This is a genomic window from Pseudomonadota bacterium (genome assembly GCA_039024915.1).
Classification (GTDB): Bacteria; Pseudomonadota; Alphaproteobacteria; order Rhizobiales; family MH13; genus MH13.
This window is the reverse complement of the sequence record JBCCPK010000003.1, coordinates 239,889-260,622: the sequence shown is the minus strand read 5'-3', so window position 1 is coordinate 260,622 and position 20,734 is coordinate 239,889. Positions and strand designations below refer to the sequence as shown.

At 60.4% G+C, this 20,734-nt stretch carries 18 protein-coding genes; 9 read left to right on the top strand and 9 right to left on the bottom strand.

All coding sequences use genetic code 11. The features are described from left to right. The first annotated feature begins 40 nt into the window (after positions 1-40). The 4 genes from AAF739_07425 to AAF739_07410 are packed head-to-tail and all read left to right on the top strand — an operon-like array spanning position 41 to position 5,505. Positions 41-718 carry a response regulator transcription factor gene (locus tag AAF739_07425; protein MEM6382485.1) on the top strand — a complete coding sequence of 226 codons (678 nt, stop codon included), beginning with the start codon at positions 41-43 and terminating at the stop codon, positions 716-718. Then, complete coding sequence (locus AAF739_07420; GenBank protein ID MEM6382484.1) at positions 696-2,129, top strand: HAMP domain-containing sensor histidine kinase; 1,434 nt, start codon at positions 696-698, stop codon at positions 2,127-2,129. The genes AAF739_07425 and AAF739_07420 overlap by 23 nt, the downstream gene beginning before the upstream one ends. Further along, on the top strand, positions 2,126-4,978 hold the full coding sequence (locus AAF739_07415; GenBank protein MEM6382483.1) for a bifunctional [glutamine synthetase] adenylyltransferase/[glutamine synthetase]-adenylyl-L-tyrosine phosphorylase: 2,853 nt from the start codon (positions 2,126-2,128) through the stop codon (positions 4,976-4,978). Before AAF739_07420 ends, AAF739_07415 begins: the two co-directional genes overlap by 4 nt. Beyond that, positions 4,972-5,505: an EF-hand domain-containing protein gene (locus AAF739_07410; GenBank protein MEM6382482.1), complete on the top strand. Its 534-nt coding sequence runs from the start codon at positions 4,972-4,974 to the stop codon at positions 5,503-5,505. Before AAF739_07415 ends, AAF739_07410 begins: the two co-directional genes overlap by 7 nt. 101 nt (positions 5,506-5,606) lie before the next feature. Here the strand turns inward: AAF739_07410 and AAF739_07405 are convergent, their stop codons facing one another. Further along, on the bottom strand, positions 5,607-7,883 hold the full coding sequence (locus AAF739_07405; GenBank protein MEM6382481.1) for an ATP-binding protein: 2,277 nt from the start codon (positions 7,881-7,883) through the stop codon (positions 5,607-5,609). 141 nt (positions 7,884-8,024) lie between these two features. Beyond that, positions 8,025-10,736, bottom strand: coding sequence for an aminopeptidase N (gene pepN, locus AAF739_07400; protein MEM6382480.1), 2,712 nt, complete (start codon positions 10,734-10,736; stop codon positions 8,025-8,027). A gap of 172 nt (positions 10,737-10,908) precedes the next feature. On the opposite strand from pepN, the gene AAF739_07395 reads away from it, so the two are divergent. Together AAF739_07395 and AAF739_07390 are read left to right on the top strand one after the other, a co-directional pair. Next, entirely contained in the window at positions 10,909-11,601 is a 693-nt protein-coding gene (locus AAF739_07395; protein MEM6382479.1) for a fumarylacetoacetate hydrolase family protein, read from the top strand. 22 nt (positions 11,602-11,623) lie between these two features. Next, complete coding sequence (locus AAF739_07390) at positions 11,624-12,442, top strand: sulfite exporter TauE/SafE family protein (GenBank protein ID MEM6382478.1); 819 nt, start codon at positions 11,624-11,626, stop codon at positions 12,440-12,442. 12 nt (positions 12,443-12,454) lie between these two features. Here the strand turns inward: AAF739_07390 and AAF739_07385 are convergent, their stop codons facing one another. The 3 genes from AAF739_07385 to AAF739_07375 all read right to left on the bottom strand — a co-directional run bounded on the left by AAF739_07385 (position 12,455) and on the right by AAF739_07375 (position 13,873). After that, positions 12,455-12,724, bottom strand: coding sequence for a hypothetical protein (locus tag AAF739_07385; GenBank protein ID MEM6382477.1), 270 nt, complete (start codon positions 12,722-12,724; stop codon positions 12,455-12,457). Beyond that, positions 12,724-12,987, bottom strand: coding sequence for a DUF1289 domain-containing protein (locus AAF739_07380; GenBank protein MEM6382476.1), 264 nt, complete (start codon positions 12,985-12,987; stop codon positions 12,724-12,726). The genes AAF739_07385 and AAF739_07380 overlap by 1 nt, the downstream gene beginning before the upstream one ends. 85 nt (positions 12,988-13,072) lie before the next feature. Then, the gene (locus AAF739_07375) at positions 13,073-13,873 is read right to left on the bottom strand and encodes an adenosylcobinamide-GDP ribazoletransferase (GenBank protein ID MEM6382475.1); all 801 of its coding nucleotides are present in this window, start codon (positions 13,871-13,873) and stop codon (positions 13,073-13,075) included. 206 nt (positions 13,874-14,079) lie between these two features. On the opposite strand from AAF739_07375, the gene cobT reads away from it, so the two are divergent. Beyond that, positions 14,080-15,126: a nicotinate-nucleotide--dimethylbenzimidazole phosphoribosyltransferase gene (gene cobT, locus AAF739_07370; GenBank protein MEM6382474.1), complete on the top strand. Its 1,047-nt coding sequence runs from the start codon at positions 14,080-14,082 to the stop codon at positions 15,124-15,126. 8 nt (positions 15,127-15,134) lie between these two features. Here cobT and AAF739_07365 read toward each other — a convergent pair whose 3' ends face one another. Further along, positions 15,135-16,706, bottom strand: coding sequence for an ATP-binding protein (locus AAF739_07365; GenBank protein MEM6382473.1), 1,572 nt, complete (start codon positions 16,704-16,706; stop codon positions 15,135-15,137). A 127-nt stretch (positions 16,707-16,833) separates the two neighbouring features. Here AAF739_07365 and AAF739_07360 point away from each other — a divergent pair, with 127 nt between their 5' ends. Together AAF739_07360 and AAF739_07355 are read left to right on the top strand one after the other, a co-directional pair. Continuing rightward, on the top strand, positions 16,834-17,475 hold the full coding sequence (locus tag AAF739_07360; GenBank protein ID MEM6382472.1) for a uracil-DNA glycosylase family protein: 642 nt from the start codon (positions 16,834-16,836) through the stop codon (positions 17,473-17,475). Between the two features lie 73 nt (positions 17,476-17,548). Then, positions 17,549-18,055 (top strand): Lrp/AsnC family transcriptional regulator, encoded by a 507-nt coding sequence (locus AAF739_07355; GenBank protein ID MEM6382471.1) that lies wholly within the window; start codon positions 17,549-17,551, stop codon positions 18,053-18,055. Between the two features lie 80 nt (positions 18,056-18,135). Here AAF739_07355 and AAF739_07350 read toward each other — a convergent pair whose 3' ends face one another. From AAF739_07350 to AAF739_07340, 3 genes are all read right to left on the bottom strand, one after another. Continuing rightward, a complete protein-coding gene (locus tag AAF739_07350; GenBank protein MEM6382470.1) occupies positions 18,136-19,005 on the bottom strand; it encodes an NAD(P)-dependent oxidoreductase in 870 nt (289 codons plus the stop codon). 106 nt (positions 19,006-19,111) lie between these two features. Continuing rightward, positions 19,112-19,978 (bottom strand): ABC transporter permease, encoded by an 867-nt coding sequence (locus AAF739_07345; protein MEM6382469.1) that lies wholly within the window; start codon positions 19,976-19,978, stop codon positions 19,112-19,114. Then, positions 19,975-20,688 carry an ABC transporter permease gene (locus AAF739_07340; protein MEM6382468.1) on the bottom strand — a complete coding sequence of 238 codons (714 nt, stop codon included), beginning with the start codon at positions 20,686-20,688 and terminating at the stop codon, positions 19,975-19,977. The genes AAF739_07345 and AAF739_07340 overlap by 4 nt, the downstream gene beginning before the upstream one ends. Between the last annotated feature and the right edge of the window lie 46 nt (positions 20,689-20,734).

The following is a 20,734-nucleotide window of genomic DNA, read 5'->3' as shown; positions in this document are numbered from 1 at the left end:
GGCTAGCCTGCACTCAACCGAAGCTCTGAGGCGTGATCGTATGAAGGTCCTGATCATCGAAGACGATGTCGAAGCTGCGGCGTTTATCGTCAAAGGCTTCCGCGAAGCTGGCCACGCGCCGAGCTTTGCCGCCGATGGCGATACCGGCCTCGAGTACGGCCTGTCCGATGATTTCGACGTTATGGTCGTTGACCGCATGCTCCCCAAACGCGACGGCCTTTCCATCATTTCGGAGATGCGCGCCGCAGGGAAACAGACCCCGGCCTTGATCCTGTCAGCGCTCGGCGAGGTCGATGACCGCGTTGCGGGCCTGCGCGCTGGCGGTGATGATTACCTGCCCAAACCCTATGCGTTTTCCGAATTGCTGGCGCGCGCCGAAGTTCTCGCCCGACGCCAGGCACCAGGCGAAGCGCAAACCACCTACGTTGTCGGCGACCTTGAGCTCGACCGCCTGTCGCACTCGGTCAAGCGGGCCGGCGAGACGATCGTTCTGCAACCACGCGAATTCCGCCTTTTGGAGTTCCTGATGAAGAATGCAGGGCAGGTCGTGACCCGTACCATGCTTCTCGAGAAGGTCTGGGATTATCATTTCGATCCCCAGACCAACGTCATCGACGTCCATATTTCGAGGCTGCGCGCAAAGATCGACAAAGGCCAGGACACGCCCCTCATACAGACCGTAAGAGGGGCGGGCTATGTCCTCCGCTACCCGACTTAAGCTCCTTCGAACGACCGCCTTCAAGCTGGCCGCAGGGTACCTCGTCGTCTTTGGGCTGTTTGCTGCCGCGCTCGTTGGTTACCTCGTTTTCGAGACCTCATCGGTCCTCATACGTGATGTTGACGCCCGGTTGACCGCAGACGCGCGCCGTTTGGGTTCGCATTACAGGCGCGGCGGTATCAACGGTCTGTTTGAAGCTATGCAGCAAAGCGCCATGCGGCCCGGTAACCGGCTGTACGCACTGCTCGATCCGGACGGGCGCCCAATCGTCAACAATTTCGGTGTCCTGCCAGATGGTCTTGCCAATGAAAGTGGCTTGGTACGTTTTCGCTATGAGCTGGTCGGCGTTGGCGGAATCGAGCGGGAGAGCCGCGCTATTGCGCGCGTTATCGATGTGCCCGGTGGTTTTCAGGCGCTGATCGGCGTCGACATCGGCCAATCCGATGTGATCCGGCAGGCGATCCTGCGTGCAGCCACCATTTCCCTCGCCATGCTGATCCTTCTAGGGTTGCTGGGATGGGCCTACGTCAATCGCCGCGTTGTTCGGCGGATCGAGGGGATATCGGACAGCACCCGGCGGATTATGGATGGCCGGCTTTCCGAACGTATTGCCATCACCGGCACAGGTGACGAGTTCGATCGGCTTGCCGATCAACTCAATACGATGCTTGAGCGGCTGGAGCGATCCATGGCGGGCCTCAAGGAGGTTTCCGATAATATTGCCCACGATCTCCGCACGCCCCTGACACGCATGCGCAACCAGATCGAAGATGCCCTGCGGCAACCGGCGAACGAGACGGCAGACCGGGCTGCGCTTGAGCAGTCACTCCAACAGGCCGATCGCTTGATGGCGACGTTCCAGGCCCTTTTGACGATTGCACGGGTCGAGGCCGGCGGGCGCCGTCATACTCTGTCGAAAATCGATCTTGGCCCTGTGTTGACGGATGTGATCGAGTTGTATGAACCGGTCGCCGAAGACCGCGGCGTCACGCTGTCGGTCACCACGCCCGATACTGCCATCGAAGCGACCGTTAACCGAGAGCTTGTCGGGCTCGCCCTCGCCAACTTGATTGACAATGCGTTGAAATATGGGCCGACCGAAGGCGGTATGATCAGCCTTGATCTCAAGCGGGTTGGCGACAGCGCTGTCTTCACAATCGCCGACAACGGCCCAGGTATTCCGGAAGCCGAACGCGAGCGGGTTCGCGACCGTTTTGTTCGGCTCGACAAGAGCCGGTCTGCGGAGGGCTCTGGCCTTGGGTTGGCGCTGGTCGATGCAGTCGCGGCCTTTCATGATGGTGCGTTGGTATTGGAGGACGCGGATCCTGGCTTGAAAGCGCAGCTAAATGTACCGCTTGGCGGCAAGGCATCGGACAAAGGCGAAACTCCCGGTCGGGAGGCAGCGCAATGAGCGAACGCATAGCCCAGATACTCGCGGTATCTCCCCACCTGACTGACTTTGCCCGGCTTGTGCATGGCAATGTTGCCGCCAACGATCTGCCTTTGCTCAACGCCGATGCAGAGCTTCAGCAGGCCACCGCCAGTCTGAACGAGCAGTGGTCGCGCGATGCAGACATTGACGAAGCCGATTGCATGCGCGCCCTCAGGCTTGCGCGACGACGGGCGGCGCTGGCGATTGCGCTTAGCGACCGGGCGGGGGGTGCGAGCGTTGACGAGACCGTCGCGCGTCTGTCCCGCTTCGCTGACGCCGCTATATCGAGCGCTCTGGGTGCTGCGTTCCAACTTGAAGGCAGAGGCGGCCGGTGGACCGGCGATCCGCAGGCGATTTCGGGTTTCACCGTCATCGGCATGGGCAAACTGGGTGCAGGTGAGCTCAACTACTCGTCCGATATCGATCTGATCCTTCTGTTCGATCCTGAAACCCTCAACCGGGAGACCAGCGAGCGGGTCGAGGCGGGGACATTTGCTGTGCGGGTTGCCCGGCGGCTTGTCCGCCTTCTGCAGGAACGAACCGCTGATGGCTATGTCTTCCGGACCGATCTGAGGCTGCGCCCCGATCCTGCATCGACCCCGCTCGCGCTATCGATCGATGGCGCTCTCAACTACTACGAGAGCCAGGGGCGCACGTGGGAGCGAGCCGCGATGATCAAGGCGCGTTGCGTTGCTGGTGATGCGGCGCTCGGCCAGCGGTTCATCACGGCGCTGCACCCCTTCATCTGGCGCCGCCACCTCGACTATGCCGCTATTGACGCTATCCGCACAATCAAGCGGCGCATCAACGCCCATAAGGGCTTTGGCGCGATCACCGTACCCGGCCACGACGTCAAGCTTGGTCGTGGGGGCATTCGAGAGATCGAGTTTTTCGCACAAACCCAACAGCTTATTTCTGGCGGGCGCCGACCGGAACTGCGCGTGATGCAGACGAAGGATGCGCTAAGAGGCCTGGCTGATGCGGGGTGGATAGAACCCGACGAACGCGATGAGTTGTGCGCAGGCTATGACCATTTGCGTCAGGTTGAGCACTGCATTCAGATGATCCGGGACGAGCAGACCCATCGGCTTGGCCAGGAAGACGGGGAACGCCGCGCTGTCGCTGTTCTGATGGACGAGGAACTCTCCACCTTCGATGCGCGCGTGGGCCAGACCTTACAGACCGTCCATGCCCACTTTCAGGACCTTTTCCCCGACGATCGCGACGATGCCATCGATGTCTTTGACGATGAGTTTACCGACACGCTTGCAATGCATCTCAACGCGTCGGGGTTTGCCTCTGCCAAAGACGCCCACCGGCTGCTTCTGGGTTGGATGCGTGGGACAATGAACGCCACGGCTACGAGCCTTGCGCGGGACCGTTTGCGCGAGATCGGGCCAGCACTGCTGCGCTCGTTTGGGCAGACGGACAATCCCGACGCCGCGTTACGCGCGCTTGATGACTTTCTAAGAGGGCTTCAAGGTGGCGTGCAGTTTTTTTCGATGCTTGCAAGCAACCCGAAAATCATGGAGCTGCTGGCGCGGATCATGGGAACCGCGCCGCGATTGGCTTCCACTCTTGCCCGCCGTGCCAGGCTGTTTGATGCGCTTCTGGACCCTCGGTTCTTCGGGTCTCTGCCGTCCCGCGATGCAATTCGCAGCGACCTGCGCCGTGCACTCTGTGAAGCGCCGACCTATGAGGCGAAACTCAATGCCAGCCGTGTTGTCGGGCAGGAGCACCATTTTCTGATCGGCGTCCGGCTTCTGTCCCAAACCTTAACAGCTGACGAGGCGGCCGCAGCTTACACAGCACTTGCCGAAGAGATCGTCCTTGCGCTTCTCGATCTCGCTTGGGACGACGTGCGCGTAGCTCACGGTGATTTCCCAGGCGCTTCCTTGTGCGTTTTGGCGATGGGCAAGTTGGGTAGCCGGGAATTGACGGCGTCATCCGACCTCGATTTGCTGTTGATCTATGACCTGCCTGAGGATCAACGGGAAAGCGATGGCCAGCGCCCTCTCGCGCCCTCGCACTACTTTACACGCCTGACGCAAAGGCTCATTGCCGCCCTATCGGCTCCGACTTCCGAAGGCGTGTTGTATGAGCTCGACATGCGTCTGCGGCCGTCGGGAAATGCTGGGCCGCTCGCGACCTCTCTAACGTCTTTTGAGCGCTACCAGCGCCAGTCAGCGCGCACCTGGGAGCACATGGCGCTGACGCGTGCACGGGCGATCGGCGATGGAGGTGAGGGTTGCCGCAAGCTCGATGCCGTTGTCGCCGAGGTGCTCACGACGGCAATCGATCCGCAGGTTATAAAGTCCGATGTTGCGAGTATGCGTGCACTCATCGAGCAGGAAAAACCTGCCAAAGGCACCTACGATCTTAAACTTGTCACCGGGGGCATCCTCGATATTGAGTTTGTCGCTCAGGGGCTGCAGTTACTGCATGCTGCCCGGCTTCCAGACATCCTCAACCAATCGACAGAAGGTGCGATTGGCGCGCTCAAAGCGCATGGCGTTCTGTCACCGGACGATGCAGCGGCGCTGTCAGCCGCGCATGACCTGTACAGCACGCTTTCCCAGATTCTGCGGCTTTGCCTCGACGATGTGTTCGAGCCAAATACAGCCGCCCACTCTTTGCGCCGTTTGCTAGCTGACGCGGTGGGTCTTCCCACCGTTGATACCCTGACGACGCATCTTGAGCACACGCAGGCGGACGTTCGCGCACGCTTCGACCGCCTGTTTGTTGCCACGCAAACCCCATCTGATGATGCGGCAGAGCGTGTTCATCCCTCGGGGGCGACAAACTCGATGGAGAAAAACACATGGTAAACGTAACAAAGAGCAAAACGCTCAAGGGCTTTGTCATCGCGTTGATGGCCGGGTCTGTTCTGGCGACCGGGGTCGTTGTTCAAGGCTATGCCGACGATGGCGACCGTGGGCAGCGCATGGAGCGCTCGGAACGTGGCGGTGGCTTCCGCGCTGGCGAACGTTTCGCGCGGGCCGACACCGATGGCAGCCGGACACTGACGCTTGAGGAGTTTCAGGCGCCCCAAAGCGCGCGGTTTGCCAATGCCGACGCCAATGGCGACGGCCAACTGACCCTTGATGAAATGGTTGCGGCCCGGCAGGACGCCCAGCGCGACCGTGTTGAGAGGGCCGCCGGCCGGATGCTTGAGCGGGTCGATGCCGATGGTGACGGTACGATCAGCGTCGAAGAAATGCAGGCCAGCAGCGCCGAACTGTTCGCGCGACTGGATCGCAATGAGGATGGTGAGTTGGAGCCCCGCGAAGTCCGCCGCGGTATGCGCGGTGGTCCAGATGGCCCACGCGATGGCCGCGACCGCGACGATCGCTAACCAGCGCTGAGCGCAGCGTCCCAACGATGCGCGGGCGGACCGCCGAACCGGTCAATAGATTGGTTCCTACGCCGCCCGCGCAAACCCGAACCAACGGACGGTTACGCCGCGCGATCGATGGGTGCGTCGAGCGGTAAGGTCATACACACAACCGTACCTTGGGTCTCCCGAGAGCGGATTTGCAGCGAACCGTCATGCATCTCGACTAGCCGCTTTGAAATCGCAAGACCAAGACCGGTACCGCTCGGTCGGCTGATGTCTGGGTCCTTGGCTTGGACGAAAGGCTCCATGATCGTGTCGAGCTTACCCTGTGGTACACCGATCCCAGTGTCGCTTACCGAAAGGTACAGCCGCCCCGCTTTTGAGCGTGCGCGTACGGCCACAGATCCACCTTTGGGTGTGAACTTCACGGCGTTTGCAACGAGGTTGAGCACCACTTGGCGGAAGGCTCGCGGGTCGGCGCACACCGACAGGGCCCCTTCGATGTCACTATCGACCTCAATCTCGCCCTTCTCCGCCTCGAGATGGATCATGCGCAGGCAATCATCAATCGCCTCTTGCACATCAGTCGGCCTGCGGTTCAGCGTGATCCGGCCGGCATCGAGCTTCGCCATATCAAGAATGTCGGAGATCACGGACAGCAGAAATTGGCCGCTTGTGTGAATATCGTCTGCGTAGTCAGCGTAGGTTGATTGGCCCAGCGGCCCGTGCAGTTCATGCTGCATCGCCTGCGAGAAACCAATGATCGCGTTGAGCGGCGTGCGCAGCTCGTGGCTCATATTGGCGAGAAACTCTGATTTGGCGATGTTCGCCGCTTCGGCGCGCATCTTGGCGGCATTGTAGCGCTCGGCAAGATCGCTAAGTTCTCCCTTTGAACGGGTTAGGTCACCGATGGCACCGATCAGGCGGCGTTCGGACTCAAGCAGCGCCGTCTCTTTGGCCTTCAGCGCGGTGATATCGCTGCCAAGGAAGGCGTGGCCGCCATCGGCGGTCGGCCGAACAATGATCTGGAACCATCGGCCATCAGGCAAGCCGCACACAAGCGACTGCCGGAGGTCTGGAATTGCGGTTTTGGGCGGTTGGTGCAGATATTCGGCACTGCGCTCCATGTTGAAAGCGGGCAGTGGTTCGCCCTCGGCGTCGCGCAGCTGACCGTTCATCGAGAGCGTGTTGATCGTCAGAAAGCCGGAGTTGGATGCAACGAGGTCTTTGTCTCCATCCCACAGCGCAAAGGCGTCGGAAACTGTTTCAATTGACTCGCGCAGATGGCGGTTGGCCTCGGTGGATTTGCGCTCGGTTCTGCGTTGTTCGGTGATATCGCTGGCTGCGCCGATGAGACGGTACTGGCCGCGGGGCAGGGCGATGAGCTCAGCGTGCAGGTGGATCCAGCGCCATGCTCCGTTGGCATGCAGCATCCGCACCACCGTTTCGAGGTGACCGGATCCGGTACCCGCAAGCGTCGCGACCTGTTCGGGTAGGTTGGACGTGGTTGGGTGAAGGATTTGCTTGATATCACGTGCAGTAAGAAGGGCGCCTGTCGGCTGATAACCCAACATCACGAACATGGAGTTTGACCAATCAATGGTCTGATTGTTGACGTCCCAGTCCCACAGGCCACTTCGACCACGGTTCAGGGCGGTTTCAAGCCGGATATGCGCGTTTGCAAAGCGCTTTGTGGCATCCGCCGTCCGCCCGCTTTGCCAAAGGTAAGAGTAGCCGAGGATCAAAACGACGAAACCGATGCAGGCAAGCAGCAGGAACTCTTCGATCAAATGCTCTCGCCAGACGGTTGAGATCGGCGAGGCATCGACCCGCAGCACAACTTCGCCGGCGCCCAAGCCTGACGACGGTGTTGCGCGAATGGCGCTCTTGGCTTCGATTAGTGCATCGGCATCGGTCTCATCCGGCAAGACCCCAAAATGCAGCGGTTCGTCCGCATAGGCTGCCAGTCGGATATGCCCTTCGGTTTGAAGCTCCAATCCCTGATTGATGCCCACAAGGCTCACGGTCAGCAATGATTGAAGCGTCTGCCGCTCAACTTCAGGTGTCCGCGCGATGAACGCTGCCATGCTGTCCGCTTCGGCCTGCAACAGGTTGAGAATGCGCTGTTCGATCTCCGTCTGGTTCGCGACAATCCCATCGTACCGAATGACGGCCAAGACCGCGACGAAACAGATGAGCAGCACAACAACAAGGCGGCGTAAGACGACGCTCGCTTGGCTCGACAAAGCGCCAAGTGCCTGGCTTGTGCTTGTTTCAAAATGGGCGCCCTTGATGGCACCAAACGGTTTGGCCGCTTCGACCGTATCCGCTACCTCGACGCGATGCGACGCGGGTATATCTCCCCCGTCTGCCGCAAAGCTCTCCGCTTGCGCCATAAACCAGCCCGTTGATTTTTTGCGTTAGTTGTCCGTCCGGCAGAGCGCCGAATCACCTAGATTTGAATCGCTGTGAATCGGCTTGTCCAGAGTCTTTTTGTTGCAAATTTGCATCGGCCAAAGAGTGGGCCGCAGGGTTTGTCAGGCGTCTTCGCCAGCGATGGGCTGCAGGCAGCGACCAACAATATCGGAAAGATCGCGGGAGAGGTCGGCGCGCGCATTGACTTGCTCAAGGGCGTCCTGCGCCGCGAGCCGGTGTGCCGGCCCGAACTGCCGCCATGCCCTGAACGCAGACGCTAAGCGCGCGGCGAGCTGAGGGTTATCCCGGTCAATGCGTGTCACGAACGCGCTAAGGAAACGGTAGCCCGACCCGTCGGCGGCGTGAAATCCCGCCAGATTGCTCATTGCAAAAGCGCCCACGAGCGCACGCACGCGGTTGGGATTGCCCTCTGAAAAGCTAGGATGACGCATAAGCTGTTCGACAACTGGCAACGCCTTGTTTTCCGGTGCAAGCGCCTGAACGGAAAGCCATTTGTCCATGGCAAGCGGCTCTTGGCCGAACCTTTCTTCGAATGCTGCCAGCGCATCTGGCGCCATTGGGTGGCCTGCGCGCAGCATCAGATCGAGCGTGCCGATCCGCATCGTCATACCGACACTTTGCGCATGACTTTGCGCAATGATTTCGAGCGCGTCCGAAGCGCCGCTCTGGGCCAGGTGCCGCAACAAAGCCAGCTTGAACGAGCGCAACGCCGCGGATGCAGCGTCAATCTCGGGATCATCCGCCAAACCCAGTCGATTTACCGCCGCGATCAGCGTTTCGCCGTGAGCGGAGCACAAGTCGGCGCTAAACTGGTGTTTCGACCGCACGATACGATCGGGGTCGACGTCTCGTCCGATGGACCGCGCAACGTCATGGGCCGATGGGATCGTGAGGTGGGCCGCACACACTGCGAAGCCTTGCCCGGTTTCCACCGACGCGCGAATTTTCGTCGCCAGGGCATCGAAAAGATCTGCTTCCGCCTCTGCCGGTTCGCCAAGCCCGAGGCGATGGTAGCGCTGCTCAAGCGCTTCGGAAAACAGAGATTGCAGGTGCGACCAGCTATTGAAACCATCGCTGTCATGCGCGGCAAGGGCAAGTCTCTCGGCATGAGATAGGCCTTCCACATCAAGCGCGACCGGTGCCGAAAACCCGCGCAGAATGGATGGTGTGACAGGGCTATCTGGCAAGCCATCAAAAACGACTGTCCCGCTATCGGCCTCAAGCAAAAACACGGTGGCAGCGCCGTCTGCGCGGAGACGACCACCGCGCACCGTCAGCGATGATGGATCGAGCAAGAAATCCTGCCCATCAGGTCCAACAAGTCCGATTTCGCAGGGGATTGGCAGCGCCTTTTTCGCGCTTTGCCCCGGCGTGGGTGCGGTGTGCTGCTGAAACTCCAGGGTCAGTTGGCGGGTTTCGCTGTCGAGCCTGCTTTCGACGCGTAGCTTTGGCGTGCCCGCTTGCTGATACCAGCCTAGAAAGTCCGGCCAGCTTTCGGGGTCCGCCGATTCCGCGCGCATGCAGTCGATGAACTCTTCGATGCGCACGGCCTGTCCGTCATAGCTATCGAAATACCGATCCATGGCCCGGCGGAACGCTTCTTCCCCAAGCCACAGCGCCATCATGCGGACGATTTCCGCGCCCTTCTCATAGACGGTTGCGGTGTAGAAGTTGTTGATCTCGCGGTAGTGGTCTGGCCGGACCGGGTGAGCCAGCGGCCCCCCATCTTCGGGAAACTGATGGCTCCAAAGGGTGCGCACGTCCTCGATGCGCTTGATCACACGGTCATAAGTATCGGAGGTGTATTCCTGATCGCGATAGACCGTCAGGCCCTCTTTGAGGCAGAGCTGAAACCAGTCGCGGCAGGTAATCCGGTTGCCGGTCCAATTGTGAAAATACTCATGCGCGATGATCGCTTCGATCCGCTGATAATCTGTGTCTGTAGCGGTCTCGGGCGACGCAAGAATGTACTTGTCATTGAAGATGTTCAGGCCCTTGTTTTCCATCGCCCCGAGGTTGAAGTCTGACACCGCAACGATGTTGAAAACATCGAGGTCGTAGGCCCGGCCGAAGCGTTGCTCGTCCCAGGCCATGGATCGTTTGAGTGCCTCCATAGCGAAACGCGCCTGCTGGCCTTTACCCATCTCGACATAGATCGCGAGGTCGACGTGCCGGTCATCCATTGTGGTGAAGGTATCGGTTAAGCGATCGAGCTGACCACCAACGACCGCAAACAGATAGGACGGCTTGGGGTGCGGGTCGTGCCAGGTCTGAGCAACCCAACCGTCACCCAATTCAGCGCGCTCCACAGGATTGCCGTTAGACAGCAGGACAGGGCAGGACTGCTCAAGCGCTTCAAGGCGTACCGTATAGGTGGACAACACGTCTGGCCGATCCATGAACGGTATGATCCGCCGGAACCCCTCCGCTTCGCACTGCGTGCAGTAGACCCCACCGGTTCGGTACAGCCCGCTGAGGGCTTTGTTGGCGTCAGGATTGAGCCGTGTTTGTACCGTCACTTTGAACGTTTCGGCGTCGGGCACGGAAAACGATACACTCGTTTCGCCCTCATCGGCTTCCACCGTTTGACCATCAATCGTGACAATCACCCGACCCAGCCCATCCGCATCAAGCTTCATGCGGTTGATACCGCCACTTTGCGCGAGGCTTGCGGCGGTTGCTTCGGGATTACGGCGGACGGCAAAGCTGCCGTGGGCAGACGTTTCGCTTCCATCGAGGCGGATCGTCAGATCCACATGATCGATGAGGAACGCTGGCGGGGCATAATCGGCAAGGCTGATGGTGGGGGGCAAATCTGTTTTCATTCGGCGGTTAAAAGCACGCCCCAACCCGGCCGACAAGCGAAAGCCCTCAGGCGATCTGCCGCGCGGCCCTCTGGGCTTGTCATGGCTGCACCAAGGGGCCTAAGCCATGCGGGCAAATTGCCCTGTCCGGGCAGCCTTCAATGCACCAGGATTTTGGTTCATGTCTCTTCTCTTCGCGGTGCCACCAGCGGCAACGATACCGGTTGCGGGCCAAGATGTTCGTTGCGGGATCGGGCGTATCTTCTGCGTGGGCCGGAACTATGCTGAGCACGTCCGCGAGATGGGGGGCGACCCGGCCCGTGGGACGCCGATCTTCTTTGACAAAAGCCCATCCTGCCTTGTTGAGGATGGTGCGCGTATCGCCTATCCGCCGGCAACTCTCGACTTGCACCATGAAATCGAACTCGGTGTTGTTTTATCCGAAGGTGGTCGGGACGTATCTGAGGCCGATGCGGCGCGGCTTATCGCTGGCTATACGGTGGCCCTCGACATGACACGGCGTGACCTGCAAGCGGCGGCGAAGAAAGGCGGCAAGCCCTGGGATATGGCCAAGAGCTTTGATCATGCAGCGCCCTGCAGCATGCTTATACCGATGCCTGGCGTCGCGCTGGAACAGGGTGCCATCACACTCGATGTCAATGGAGAGCGGCGCCAAACCGGGGATTTGGCGCAGATGATATGGTCCGTCTCGGAGACTATCGCGTCGCTGTCCAAACTGTTGGCTTTGATGCCCGGCGATATGCTGCTCACCGGCACCCCCTCTGGGGTTGGGCCGGTCGCCCCTGGCGACAGCCTGCATGGCGCGATCGAAGGCGTGGGAACGCTCTCGGTCAGCTACGCCGAAGCCGTCTGAACCGATGTTCTCCGGCGTACCCATGGAGCAGGCATTCGCGCTGGCCGCAGCCCTTGTTATCGCGGGCGGCGTGACCGGTGTTCTGTCCGGCCTGTTTGGGGTAGGCGGCGGCGCGGTGATGGTGCCGGTTTTGTTCGAGGTCTTTGGCTTTGCGGGCGTTGAGGAAGCTGTCCGCATGCCGCTGGCGGTGGGCACATCGCTGGCGGTCATTATTCCAACGTCGATCCGCTCGTTTCGCGGGCACCGCGCGCGCGGTGCCGTTGATGAGAAGCTTTTACGGGTGTGGGCGGTGCCTATCCTGATCGGGGTTCTGCTTGGCGCTGTGATAGCGCGCTACGCCGATCCGTGGGTTTTCATGCTCGTTTTCGCTGTGGTTTCGACCGTCAACGCCATCAAACTTCTCTTCGGTCGTGATAGCTGGAAGCTTGGTAACGGCTTGCCGGGGGTTGGCGTCTTGCGCGCCATCGGCGGCGTTATCGGCTTGTTATCGTCGCTGATGGGCATCGGCGGCGGCGTCATGGCGAACTTGATCCAGACGCTTTACGGCAGGCCGATCCTCAATTCCATCGCCACGTCATCGGGCGTTGGCGTGCTCATCTCGATCCCCGCTACTGCCGGCTATATTTATGCCGGTTGGCCGCAGATGGGCGTGGTTCCGCAGTTTTCGTTGGGCTTTATCTCGCTCATCGGCCTGGCGCTCTTGCTACCGCTTACGGTTGTTACAGCGCCAATCGGCGTGCGGATCGCGCACGCACTGCCCAAGAGAACCCTTGAAATCGCCTTCGGCATCTTTCTGGTGATTGTCGCCGCCCGGTTTATCGCGGCGCTTGCTGGGTTGTAGCTTCCAGCTCCCCTATCCGACCCAGGATTGATAGGCCATGTAACCGCCTGCGACCGCGGCCAACAGAAAGACCCAAACAAGCGCCGCGCCTATGAGGCCCGATGGGCGCGCTCCCATGCCGGCCAAACCGCTCCCTAGGTAGACCAGCAACGCGAGCATTGCCGTGACAAAAGCGAGCTGCTCGGGTGCGATGCCAAGGATGGTATCGCTATCGCCGCCGACGAGAAGTATGATCAGCCCGGTACCCAGGATCGCAAACGCGACCCAGCCATAAACTGGCATTAGGGTTTCTCCACCGACGTATCGTCCAGGTCGGGTAGGGGGTCTAGGCCAATCGCGCGTCGTTGTGGGCCCATTTTCCTTAATCGCGTTGGCAGAATTCCCATAACTTTGCGTCGTTGCGGGTCCGTCAATTTGGCCCACCGGCCGATCTCGTCCATCGTGCGGCCACAGCCTAAGCACAGCCTGAGCATAGGGTCTATTCGGCAAACCTGTATGCAGGGGGAAAGGGGCTTCGTTGGAAACGGGGACGGCTGACTGGCCATGACTCTCTCAATCTGCCTGCCCAACGCTGGATGCGGGCAAACATGCGCGTACTGATTCAGGTGCACGCCTATATTTTAGCAGATGCTAAATTATCATGGGAGTCGATATAGCGGCGGCCAGTAAGGCGGCAAGGTCGCTCACCTGCTGACCGGCGCCCAGCACATCCCCTGTTTGACCGCCGAGCATGCGGTTTGCTTGCCTGCCGATAAGCCATGCGGCGAGCCCGCCCGCAAGGAAAGAGCATCCCGCGACGAGGAGACCGCCGGCTCCGATTGCGGCGGCAAGAACGGCGACAAACCCAACAACTGCAGATGCGGCCAGACCGATGCATGCTGCGCCCATGTTTGGTTTGCCAAGCCGCGCCGATGCGCCGTCGTCCCGCGCCGGCGGAAGCCATGCCGCAATGAGCATCGACCAACCCCTGGAAACAGACTGGGTGAGAACGAGAAGGGCGCAAGCAAGTGCGACGTCGACGGCCACCAGAGAGGCTATCACAAAAACCCGCAATCCTGAGCTCAGAACAAGCGCCAGAACGCCATAAGCTCCCACGGCAGGGTCGCGCATGATGCGCAGCTTGTCTTCGCGCGTACGCCCACCACCGAGCCCGTCTGCATAGTCGGCTAGCCCATCCTCGTGCAGAGCCCCGGTGAGAAAAACGAGCGCGGCGACGCAAATGGCCGCGGCAACAAGCGGCGTCGTACCTAGCGCTACAAACAGGGCCAATAGACCTGCACCCAGGCAGCCGATCACGGCGCCTACGAAACCGAAAACCCGTGCAAATCCATTGGCGCTGACGACGGGATCGGATCGTTCGCGAGGCAATTCGGGCAAGGGCAGGCGGCTTGCAAAGCGCAGCACCCGCCAAAGATCAAACATCACGCTCATCGCGCCACCGGTACGCCGCCCTCTGCGGCACGGCAAGCGCGTTGGTGCATACTACGGTCAACCGAAGGGACCTTGATCAGTTGTCGCCTGTCGCCCCCTGTCGCATTGCGTGCATGGACACAGCGCGTTAGCAGTGCCCGCGGCCGGTCGCGGATGCTCCGCCACCGGTCACATCCGACACATCCACCTTCTCCCGAGAGACGCTCGTGCAACCCCAAACAGGCCTGCCTTTTGACGATATCCGTGCGCTTACGCTCCGTCTGCCGGAGCCGGATACCGATGCGCGCGCACGGGCTGCTCTGCGGAACGCCAATCTTTTGAAACCTGCTGGTTCGCTGGGCCGATTGGAAGAGATCGCGCTATTCTTGGCAGGCTGGCAGGGCAAGGAAAAGCCCCTCATTACACGTCCAATCGTGGCGTTGTTTGCGGCCAATCATGGTGTGCACGCGCAAGGGGTGTCCCGCTGGCCTATGCAGGTAACCCAGACCATGGTGGACACATTCATGCAGGGTGGCGCCGCGATCAATCAGATTTGCGCCGATAGCGGGCTCGGGCTCAAAGTCTTTGACTTGGCGCTTGAGCATCCAACAGACGATTTCACACAAGGTCCAGCCATGGACGAAAAGGGCTGCGCTGCCACCATTGCCTTTGGCATGGAAGCGATCGCCGGTGGCGTTGATCTGGTGTGCATCGGGGAGATGGGGATCGCCAACACCACGTCCGCTTCAGCACTCTACGCAGCCCTGTTCGGGGGCGACCCTGCGGACTGGATCGGCGATGGCGCCGGTTCAGATGACGCCCAACGCGACCGCAAGGTCGCAGCTATCAAGGCCGGCCTTGCCCTGCATGGCGACGGCCTCGGTGATCCTCTGGAGGTGCTGCGCCGCCTCGGTGGCCGGGAGATTGCGGCGATGGCTGGTACGATCATCGCCTGCCGCATGGAGCGCGTGCCGGTGCTGGTCGACGGCTTTGTTGCCAGTGCGGCTGCCGCCGTACTCCATGCTCTTGAGCCGCGGTTGCTTGATCACTGTCTGTTTGCGCATGTATCCGCCGAAAAGGCCCACCGGGCAGTTCTTGCGCGCTTGGGACAGGTTGCCTTGCTCGATCTGGGCATGCGTCTGGGTGAAGGGACCGGCGCTGCGCTGGCCGCATCGCTCATCAAAAGCGCTGCTGCGACCCATTCTGGCATGGCGACGTTCGCAGATGTCGGCCTGCCCGAGATAGATGCTCTGCCTGACGGCGCTCCAACCTAAGCTTGGTCCTAAGCAGCCGTTCGCCTCGCGCGGCGGCGTACCCGCCCGTTTGCCTGTAATGGTGTTCCGTGGCTGCTAACGGCGGGAATGGCTTCCATAACCCGGTCCGCCGGGAAGAACGCACGGACAATGGTGCCTTCGCGCAGTTTGGATTTCAGCTCGAACCGACCGCCATGGGTTTTCACAAGCGCCTGGACGATGGGCAGTCCCAGACCGGTGCCCTGCTCAGCGTTCTTGATGGCAATCGAACCTTGGCCAAACGAAGAGAGCACGACCGGAATCTCGTCTTCGGGAATGCCGGGCCCCGTGTCGCGAACTTCGATCATTTGCCCGCCATCGGCGGTTTGCATAACCGCGAGGAAAACATCGCCATTGCGCGGTGTGAACTTGATGGCGTTTGATAAAAGATTGAGCGTGATCTGCCGAATGGCGCGCTCATCGGCCCACAGTTTTGGCAGGTTGGGATCAAAATGCTCGTGCAAGGTCAGCGACTTCGCCTGAGCTTTCATGGCGAGCAGATGCGCCGCTTCTTCCGCGGTGTAGGCAACCTGAACCGGCTGTTCGACCAACTCATGGCGCCCCGCCTCGATGCGCGACAGATCAAGGATTTCATTGATCAGATTCAACAGGTGCGAACCCGATTCATGGATGTCTTTGGAGTATTCACGGTACTGATCGTTTGGCAGCGCGCCCAAAACCTCGTTTTTGAGCACCTCGGAAAAGCCCAGAATTGCGTTGAGTGGCGTGCGCAACTCATGGCTCATCGTCGCCAGGAAGCGCGACTTGGCGAGGTTGGCGTCATCAGCGCGCCGTCGTGCCTCCTCGGCAATCCCGCGCTGTTGCTCGAGTTCGGCGATGACATCATCTTTTTCCGCCCGCGCTTCCAAAAGCGCGACAGTTGTGCGGTGAAGCTGTTGTGCGACAAACAGGAAGAACAGTTGGATACCGAGCGCGCCGGCAGCCAACATCAGGTTCAGCAGGTCGCCGCGTACGCCAATCGATAGGGTGTAGCAAAGCGCAAATGGCATCGTCGCGCATGCGGCCGTTATCGGCAGATGGTGGTTGAGCATCGCGCTGGTCGCGATGACGACGATGAGGATCGTGAACAGCAACGAGTCCGCGCCCGGCACGTCTGCGCGGACATCGAAGAGATAGAACAAGATCGGAAGCACGCCCCAACAAACGCTTCGGATCGTCTCCGCAATCGAAAAGTAGCGGACCCAGCGAACCGGATCACGTTGCTCGGGGTCTTCGGCGGCTGCGCGACGAGCGAGCAGCAACACCAACAATTGCGCGGTCAGAAGTGCAAAGCCCCAGACGCCGACCATGATCGTCGGCAGGACCCAAAAGGCGCCTGCGATCACAAACACCGCGAACGCAAACTGGAAGCGGAACCCGCCCAGGTGGTTGCTCGCAAACAGCCCGACAATCTGCTGCTCAAAGTTGAGCGATTGGCCCGTTGCGGAATTCAGCCGCTCTCGCACACCCTTGACTGCGCCTCGCGTGGTCGCGCGACGCTCCGCACGTGCCCGGCTCTGCGCCAGAGTGGAAATACCGGTGGCTTGAAGGCGGTTCGACATTGACGCAGATACACTCAGGCGAAACGGTAGGTGCTTGAATGCGTCAGCGCCGCGCGCAAGTCACCATAGTGGCCAAAGCATCAATGAAAACAGTGAACACGGACTTTGGAAACGTGGTTAACGTACCATGAAGGTCGCTACGGAACCCCAGAGCGTCGCCGAGCTCTTGCCGCAAGTGCGTTCGTGCACCCGCTGCCATACCGCCCCGCGTCGCCAGCCGCCCTTGCCACACAAACCGCGGCCGGTCCTGCAGCTCTCGCAGCATGCTCCGATCCTGATTGCCGGTCAGGCACCGGGCACCCGCGTTCACCGGTCCGGCCGCCCGTTCACCGACCCGTCCGGCGACCGACTTCGCAGTTGGTTAGGCCTGAACGAGCAGGTTTTTTACGACTGCAGCCGGCTGGCCATCGTGCCAATGGGTTTCTGCTTTCCTGGCCTCGATGCGAAGGGCGGCGATCTGCCGCCAAGGCGAGAGTGCGCGGCCACCTGGCATGATCGACTGTTTGCTGGTCGGCCACCATTTGCTCTCAAACTGGTCATTGGGCGTTACGCGCGCGACTACCACTTGCCACAGCATCGCACCGAACGCCTGACCGATACGATCCGAAGGCAGTTGGTCGACCCCGAAGCGGCGGTTAGCGGCGGCGCAGTCCTGCTGCCGCACCCATCATGGCGCAACAATGCGTGGCTGAAACGGAACCCCGAGTTTGAACAGCTTCTGCTTCCGGTGATCAAACGCCGGGTGCACGATCTGCTTGCGTCCAGATGATTTTTGCGTCATGCAGATCAAAAATTGCATTTTGCACAAGTATAGCCTAAAAATATACAAATGAGAGAATACCATGGCGGAAGTTGGCTTTGATACGATTGACCGGCGCATCCTCGCTGCGCTCCAGGAAGATACCACTCTATCGATGAACGAGATTGCTGCGCGCGTCGGGCTGTCTGCGACGCCCTGTTGGCGCCGTATCCAGAAACTTGAGGAAGCGGGCATCATACGCCGTCGTGTCGCTTTGCTTGATGGCAAGAAGATCGCCGCAGGCGTCAGCGTGTTTGTGTCCGTGCGCACCAACCAGCACACTGATGAATGGCTCAAACGGTTTGCTGAGGTCGTTGCAGCCTTGCCTGAAGTCGTGGAGTTCTACCGCTTGTCTGGCGATATCGACTATTTGCTCAAGGTCGTCGTCCCGGACATCGGTGCCTACGACCGGTTCTACAAGAAGCTGGTTAGCAAGGTTGATCTGTCAGACGTTTCATCCTCATTCGCGATGGAAGAAATCAAGTACACCACCGCCCTTCCGCTCGAGTACATGCCCGTCGAAAAGCCGCGTCAGACGGTCAGTGTCTGAGCGGCCGGAAGATGTCGCCCACGCGTCAAAAGCAGTCTGCAGGCCTGCGCGGCGATGGGCGCCCCGCAAAAAAAAGCGCATCAGTCCGTCAGCCGGGTTATCAGGCTCGAAGTATCGAAGCGGTTGCCGCCCTTGTGCTGGACCTCGGCATAGAACTGGTCGACCAGCGCGGTCACTGGTAGAAGCGCACCGTTCGATTTCGCTTCATCAAGGATGATCGACAGGTCTTTGCGCATCCAGTCGACGGCGAAGCCGTAATCGAACTTGCCCGCGTTCATCGTCTCCCAGCGGTTTTCCATCTGCCAGCTTTGCGCTGCGCCCTTCGAGATCACATCGATGACCTTGGCGACATCGAGATCGGCGCGTTTGGCGAATGCGATGCCTTCCGACAGACCCTGTACAAGGCCTGCTATGCAGATCTGGTTGACCATCTTTGTCAGCTGGCCTGCGCCCGCTGGACCCATAAGCCCAACCTGTTTCGCAAAGGAGCGGATCACGGGCTCGGCGCGGTCGAACACCGCCTGCTCGCCGCCGCACATCACGGTCAGTGCGCCGTTTTCGGCGCCTGCCTGACCCCCGGACACAGGTGCATCTATGAAATCGAAGCCACTTTGGCGCGCCGCTTCATCAAGAACCCGCGCCGCCTGCGCTGAGGCCGTGGTGTTGTCGATGAACACTGCGCCCTGCTTCATCGACTGAAATGCGCCAGCGTCGCCAAGGGTGACTTCGCGCAAATCATCGTCGTTGCCGACGCATGCAAAGACGAAATCGCAGTCCCTAGCGGCCTCGGACGGCGTTGGTGCCATGGCGCCGCCGTGCTGCTCGACCCATTTTTCGGCCTTGCTGTGCGTACGGTTGTAGACCGTTACGTCATGGCCGCCGCGCGAGCCCAGATAGCCCGCCATCGGGTAGCCCATGACCCCTAATCCAATGAATGCAACCTTGGCCATGCGTCGTCTCCCCGTACCGGTTGGTTCTGTTTGACCATCCGATAAGGCCCATCACGTCGGATGGCCAGAGGGTAGCGACGGAAAATATTGGGCCCAGGGCTTGCTGTCAGTGCGCCATTGCGAGGTGTCGGGTCAGGCGACGTTCCAGGACATCCCACAACCGACGCACCACTTCGACCGCGATCAGATACAGAGCGGCCGCCCAAAAGAAAGCCTGGAAGTTAAACGATCGCGCATAAGCGAGGCTTGTGATGCCCATCAGGTCCAGCACGGTGACGATGGAGGCGATAGCCGAGCCCTTGATCATCAGGATCAACTCATTACCCAACGGCCGCAAGGCGACGACATAGGCCTGCGGCAAGGTGACCTTAAAGAAGATTGGCCAGCGGCTCATCCCCAATGCCTGACCGGCTTCGACCTGACCCTTCGGCAAAGATTGAATCGCCCCGCGCATGATTTCCGCCTGATAGGCAGCCGTGTTGAGGGTGAAGGTCAGGATTGCCACCCAGAACGGCTCGCGGAAGAACCACCAAAGCCCGATCGCCTCGAAAAAGGTGTTGAACTGACCGACGCCGTAGTAAAGCAGAAACAGCTGCGCCAGCAGCGGTGTCCCGCGGAAGAACGTTATGTAGCTGCGGGCCAAAGCATTGAGCCAGCGCCGCTTTGAGAGTTTGGCAAGCGCCAATGGCAGGGAAAGCAAGGCACCCATGCCCACTGAAATCAGCACCAGCTGGAACGTGATGATGATCCCGTCAACATATCTCAGCCAGTAACGGTCCACGAGCCGCCAGTTGATACCGGGGATAATCCATGCCGCCAGACCGACGATAATGGCTGCGATCAACAGCCGGTCGAACAGTTTCTTGTCCATGCCGAAGGGGCCGGTCGGCGCACCCGCGCCCGCTGGTGGCTTGCGGCCAGCGTGAGCGGGCGCTTGCTGGGTGAGCTCAGCTTGAGCCGTCGTGTCGGTCATCGCGCCGCAAAGCCCCGGTTGGCCCGCGCCTCAAGACGTCCAAAGCCGGCCTGCGAGATCAGCGTGAACATCAGATAGATCAGGCAGGCGATCAGATAGAACAGGAACGGTTCCTTCGTGACGCCGACGGCGACCTGCGTCTGCCGCAGCAGGTCGTTGAGTGCGATGACCGACACCAGCGAGGTGTCCTTGATCAGCACGAGCCAAAGATTGCCGAGGCCGGGCAGCGCAAGCCGCCACAGCTGAGGCAAGGTGATCAATCGAAAGCTTTGCAGCGGGGACAGGCCCAGCGAGCGCCCCGCTTCGCCCTGGCCCTTGGGAATAGCGCGAATGGCACCTAGAAAGACCTCCGACGAGAATGCTCCGAACACCACGCTCAGGGCGATCACGCCCGCGACGAAGCCCGATATCTGGAAATCCGAACCTGGGGCCACAAGCTGCGCGATACGGTTCGCGTAGATCTGCAACAGGTTATAGATAAGAAACAGCGTCAGCAGTTCAGGTAGGCCGCGAAACACCGTTGTATAAATGTTGCCGACAGCGCGGACATAGTCATTGTCTGACTGCTTGGCTAAGGCGACTGCGAGCCCCAGAGCGAGGCCAACCGGAAGGGTAACGAGTGCCAGGCGTATGGTCAGCCATGCTCCGGCTGCAAGCTCGTCGCCCCAGCCATCGGCCCCCCAGGCCAGCAATCCCAGCATCTCGCCCATTCAATGCCTTACCTGTGCCTCGAAAGAGAAAGGGCCGCACGTGTCA

Excerpts from the sequence above, each read along its gene's own strand:
- AAF739_07425 (MEM6382485.1), top strand. The coding sequence starts at position 41 with ATGAAGGTCCTGATCATCGAAGACGATGTCGAAGCTGCGGCGTTTATC.
- AAF739_07420 (MEM6382484.1), top strand. The coding sequence starts at position 696 with ATGTCCTCCGCTACCCGACTTAAGCTCCTTCGAACGACCGCCTTCAAG.
- AAF739_07415 (MEM6382483.1), top strand. The coding sequence starts at position 2,126 with ATGAGCGAACGCATAGCCCAGATACTCGCGGTATCTCCCCACCTGACT.
- AAF739_07410 (MEM6382482.1), top strand. The coding sequence starts at position 4,972 with ATGGTAAACGTAACAAAGAGCAAAACGCTCAAGGGCTTTGTCATCGCG.
- AAF739_07405 (MEM6382481.1), bottom strand. The coding sequence starts at position 7,883 with ATGGCGCAAGCGGAGAGCTTTGCGGCAGACGGGGGAGATATACCCGCG.
- AAF739_07395 (MEM6382479.1), top strand. The coding sequence starts at position 10,909 with ATGTCTCTTCTCTTCGCGGTGCCACCAGCGGCAACGATACCGGTTGCG.
- AAF739_07390 (MEM6382478.1), top strand. The coding sequence starts at position 11,624 with ATGGAGCAGGCATTCGCGCTGGCCGCAGCCCTTGTTATCGCGGGCGGC.
- AAF739_07385 (MEM6382477.1), bottom strand. The coding sequence starts at position 12,724 with ATGCCAGTTTATGGCTGGGTCGCGTTTGCGATCCTGGGTACCGGGCTG.
- AAF739_07380 (MEM6382476.1), bottom strand. The coding sequence starts at position 12,987 with ATGGCCAGTCAGCCGTCCCCGTTTCCAACGAAGCCCCTTTCCCCCTGC.
- AAF739_07375 (MEM6382475.1), bottom strand. The coding sequence starts at position 13,873 with ATGAGCGTGATGTTTGATCTTTGGCGGGTGCTGCGCTTTGCAAGCCGC.
- AAF739_07365 (MEM6382473.1), bottom strand. The coding sequence starts at position 16,706 with ATGTCGAACCGCCTTCAAGCCACCGGTATTTCCACTCTGGCGCAGAGC.
- AAF739_07360 (MEM6382472.1), top strand. The coding sequence starts at position 16,834 with ATGAAGGTCGCTACGGAACCCCAGAGCGTCGCCGAGCTCTTGCCGCAA.
- AAF739_07355 (MEM6382471.1), top strand. The coding sequence starts at position 17,549 with ATGGCGGAAGTTGGCTTTGATACGATTGACCGGCGCATCCTCGCTGCG.
- AAF739_07350 (MEM6382470.1), bottom strand. The coding sequence starts at position 19,005 with ATGGCCAAGGTTGCATTCATTGGATTAGGGGTCATGGGCTACCCGATG.
- AAF739_07345 (MEM6382469.1), bottom strand. The coding sequence starts at position 19,978 with ATGACCGACACGACGGCTCAAGCTGAGCTCACCCAGCAAGCGCCCGCT.
- AAF739_07340 (MEM6382468.1), bottom strand. The coding sequence starts at position 20,688 with ATGGGCGAGATGCTGGGATTGCTGGCCTGGGGGGCCGATGGCTGGGGC.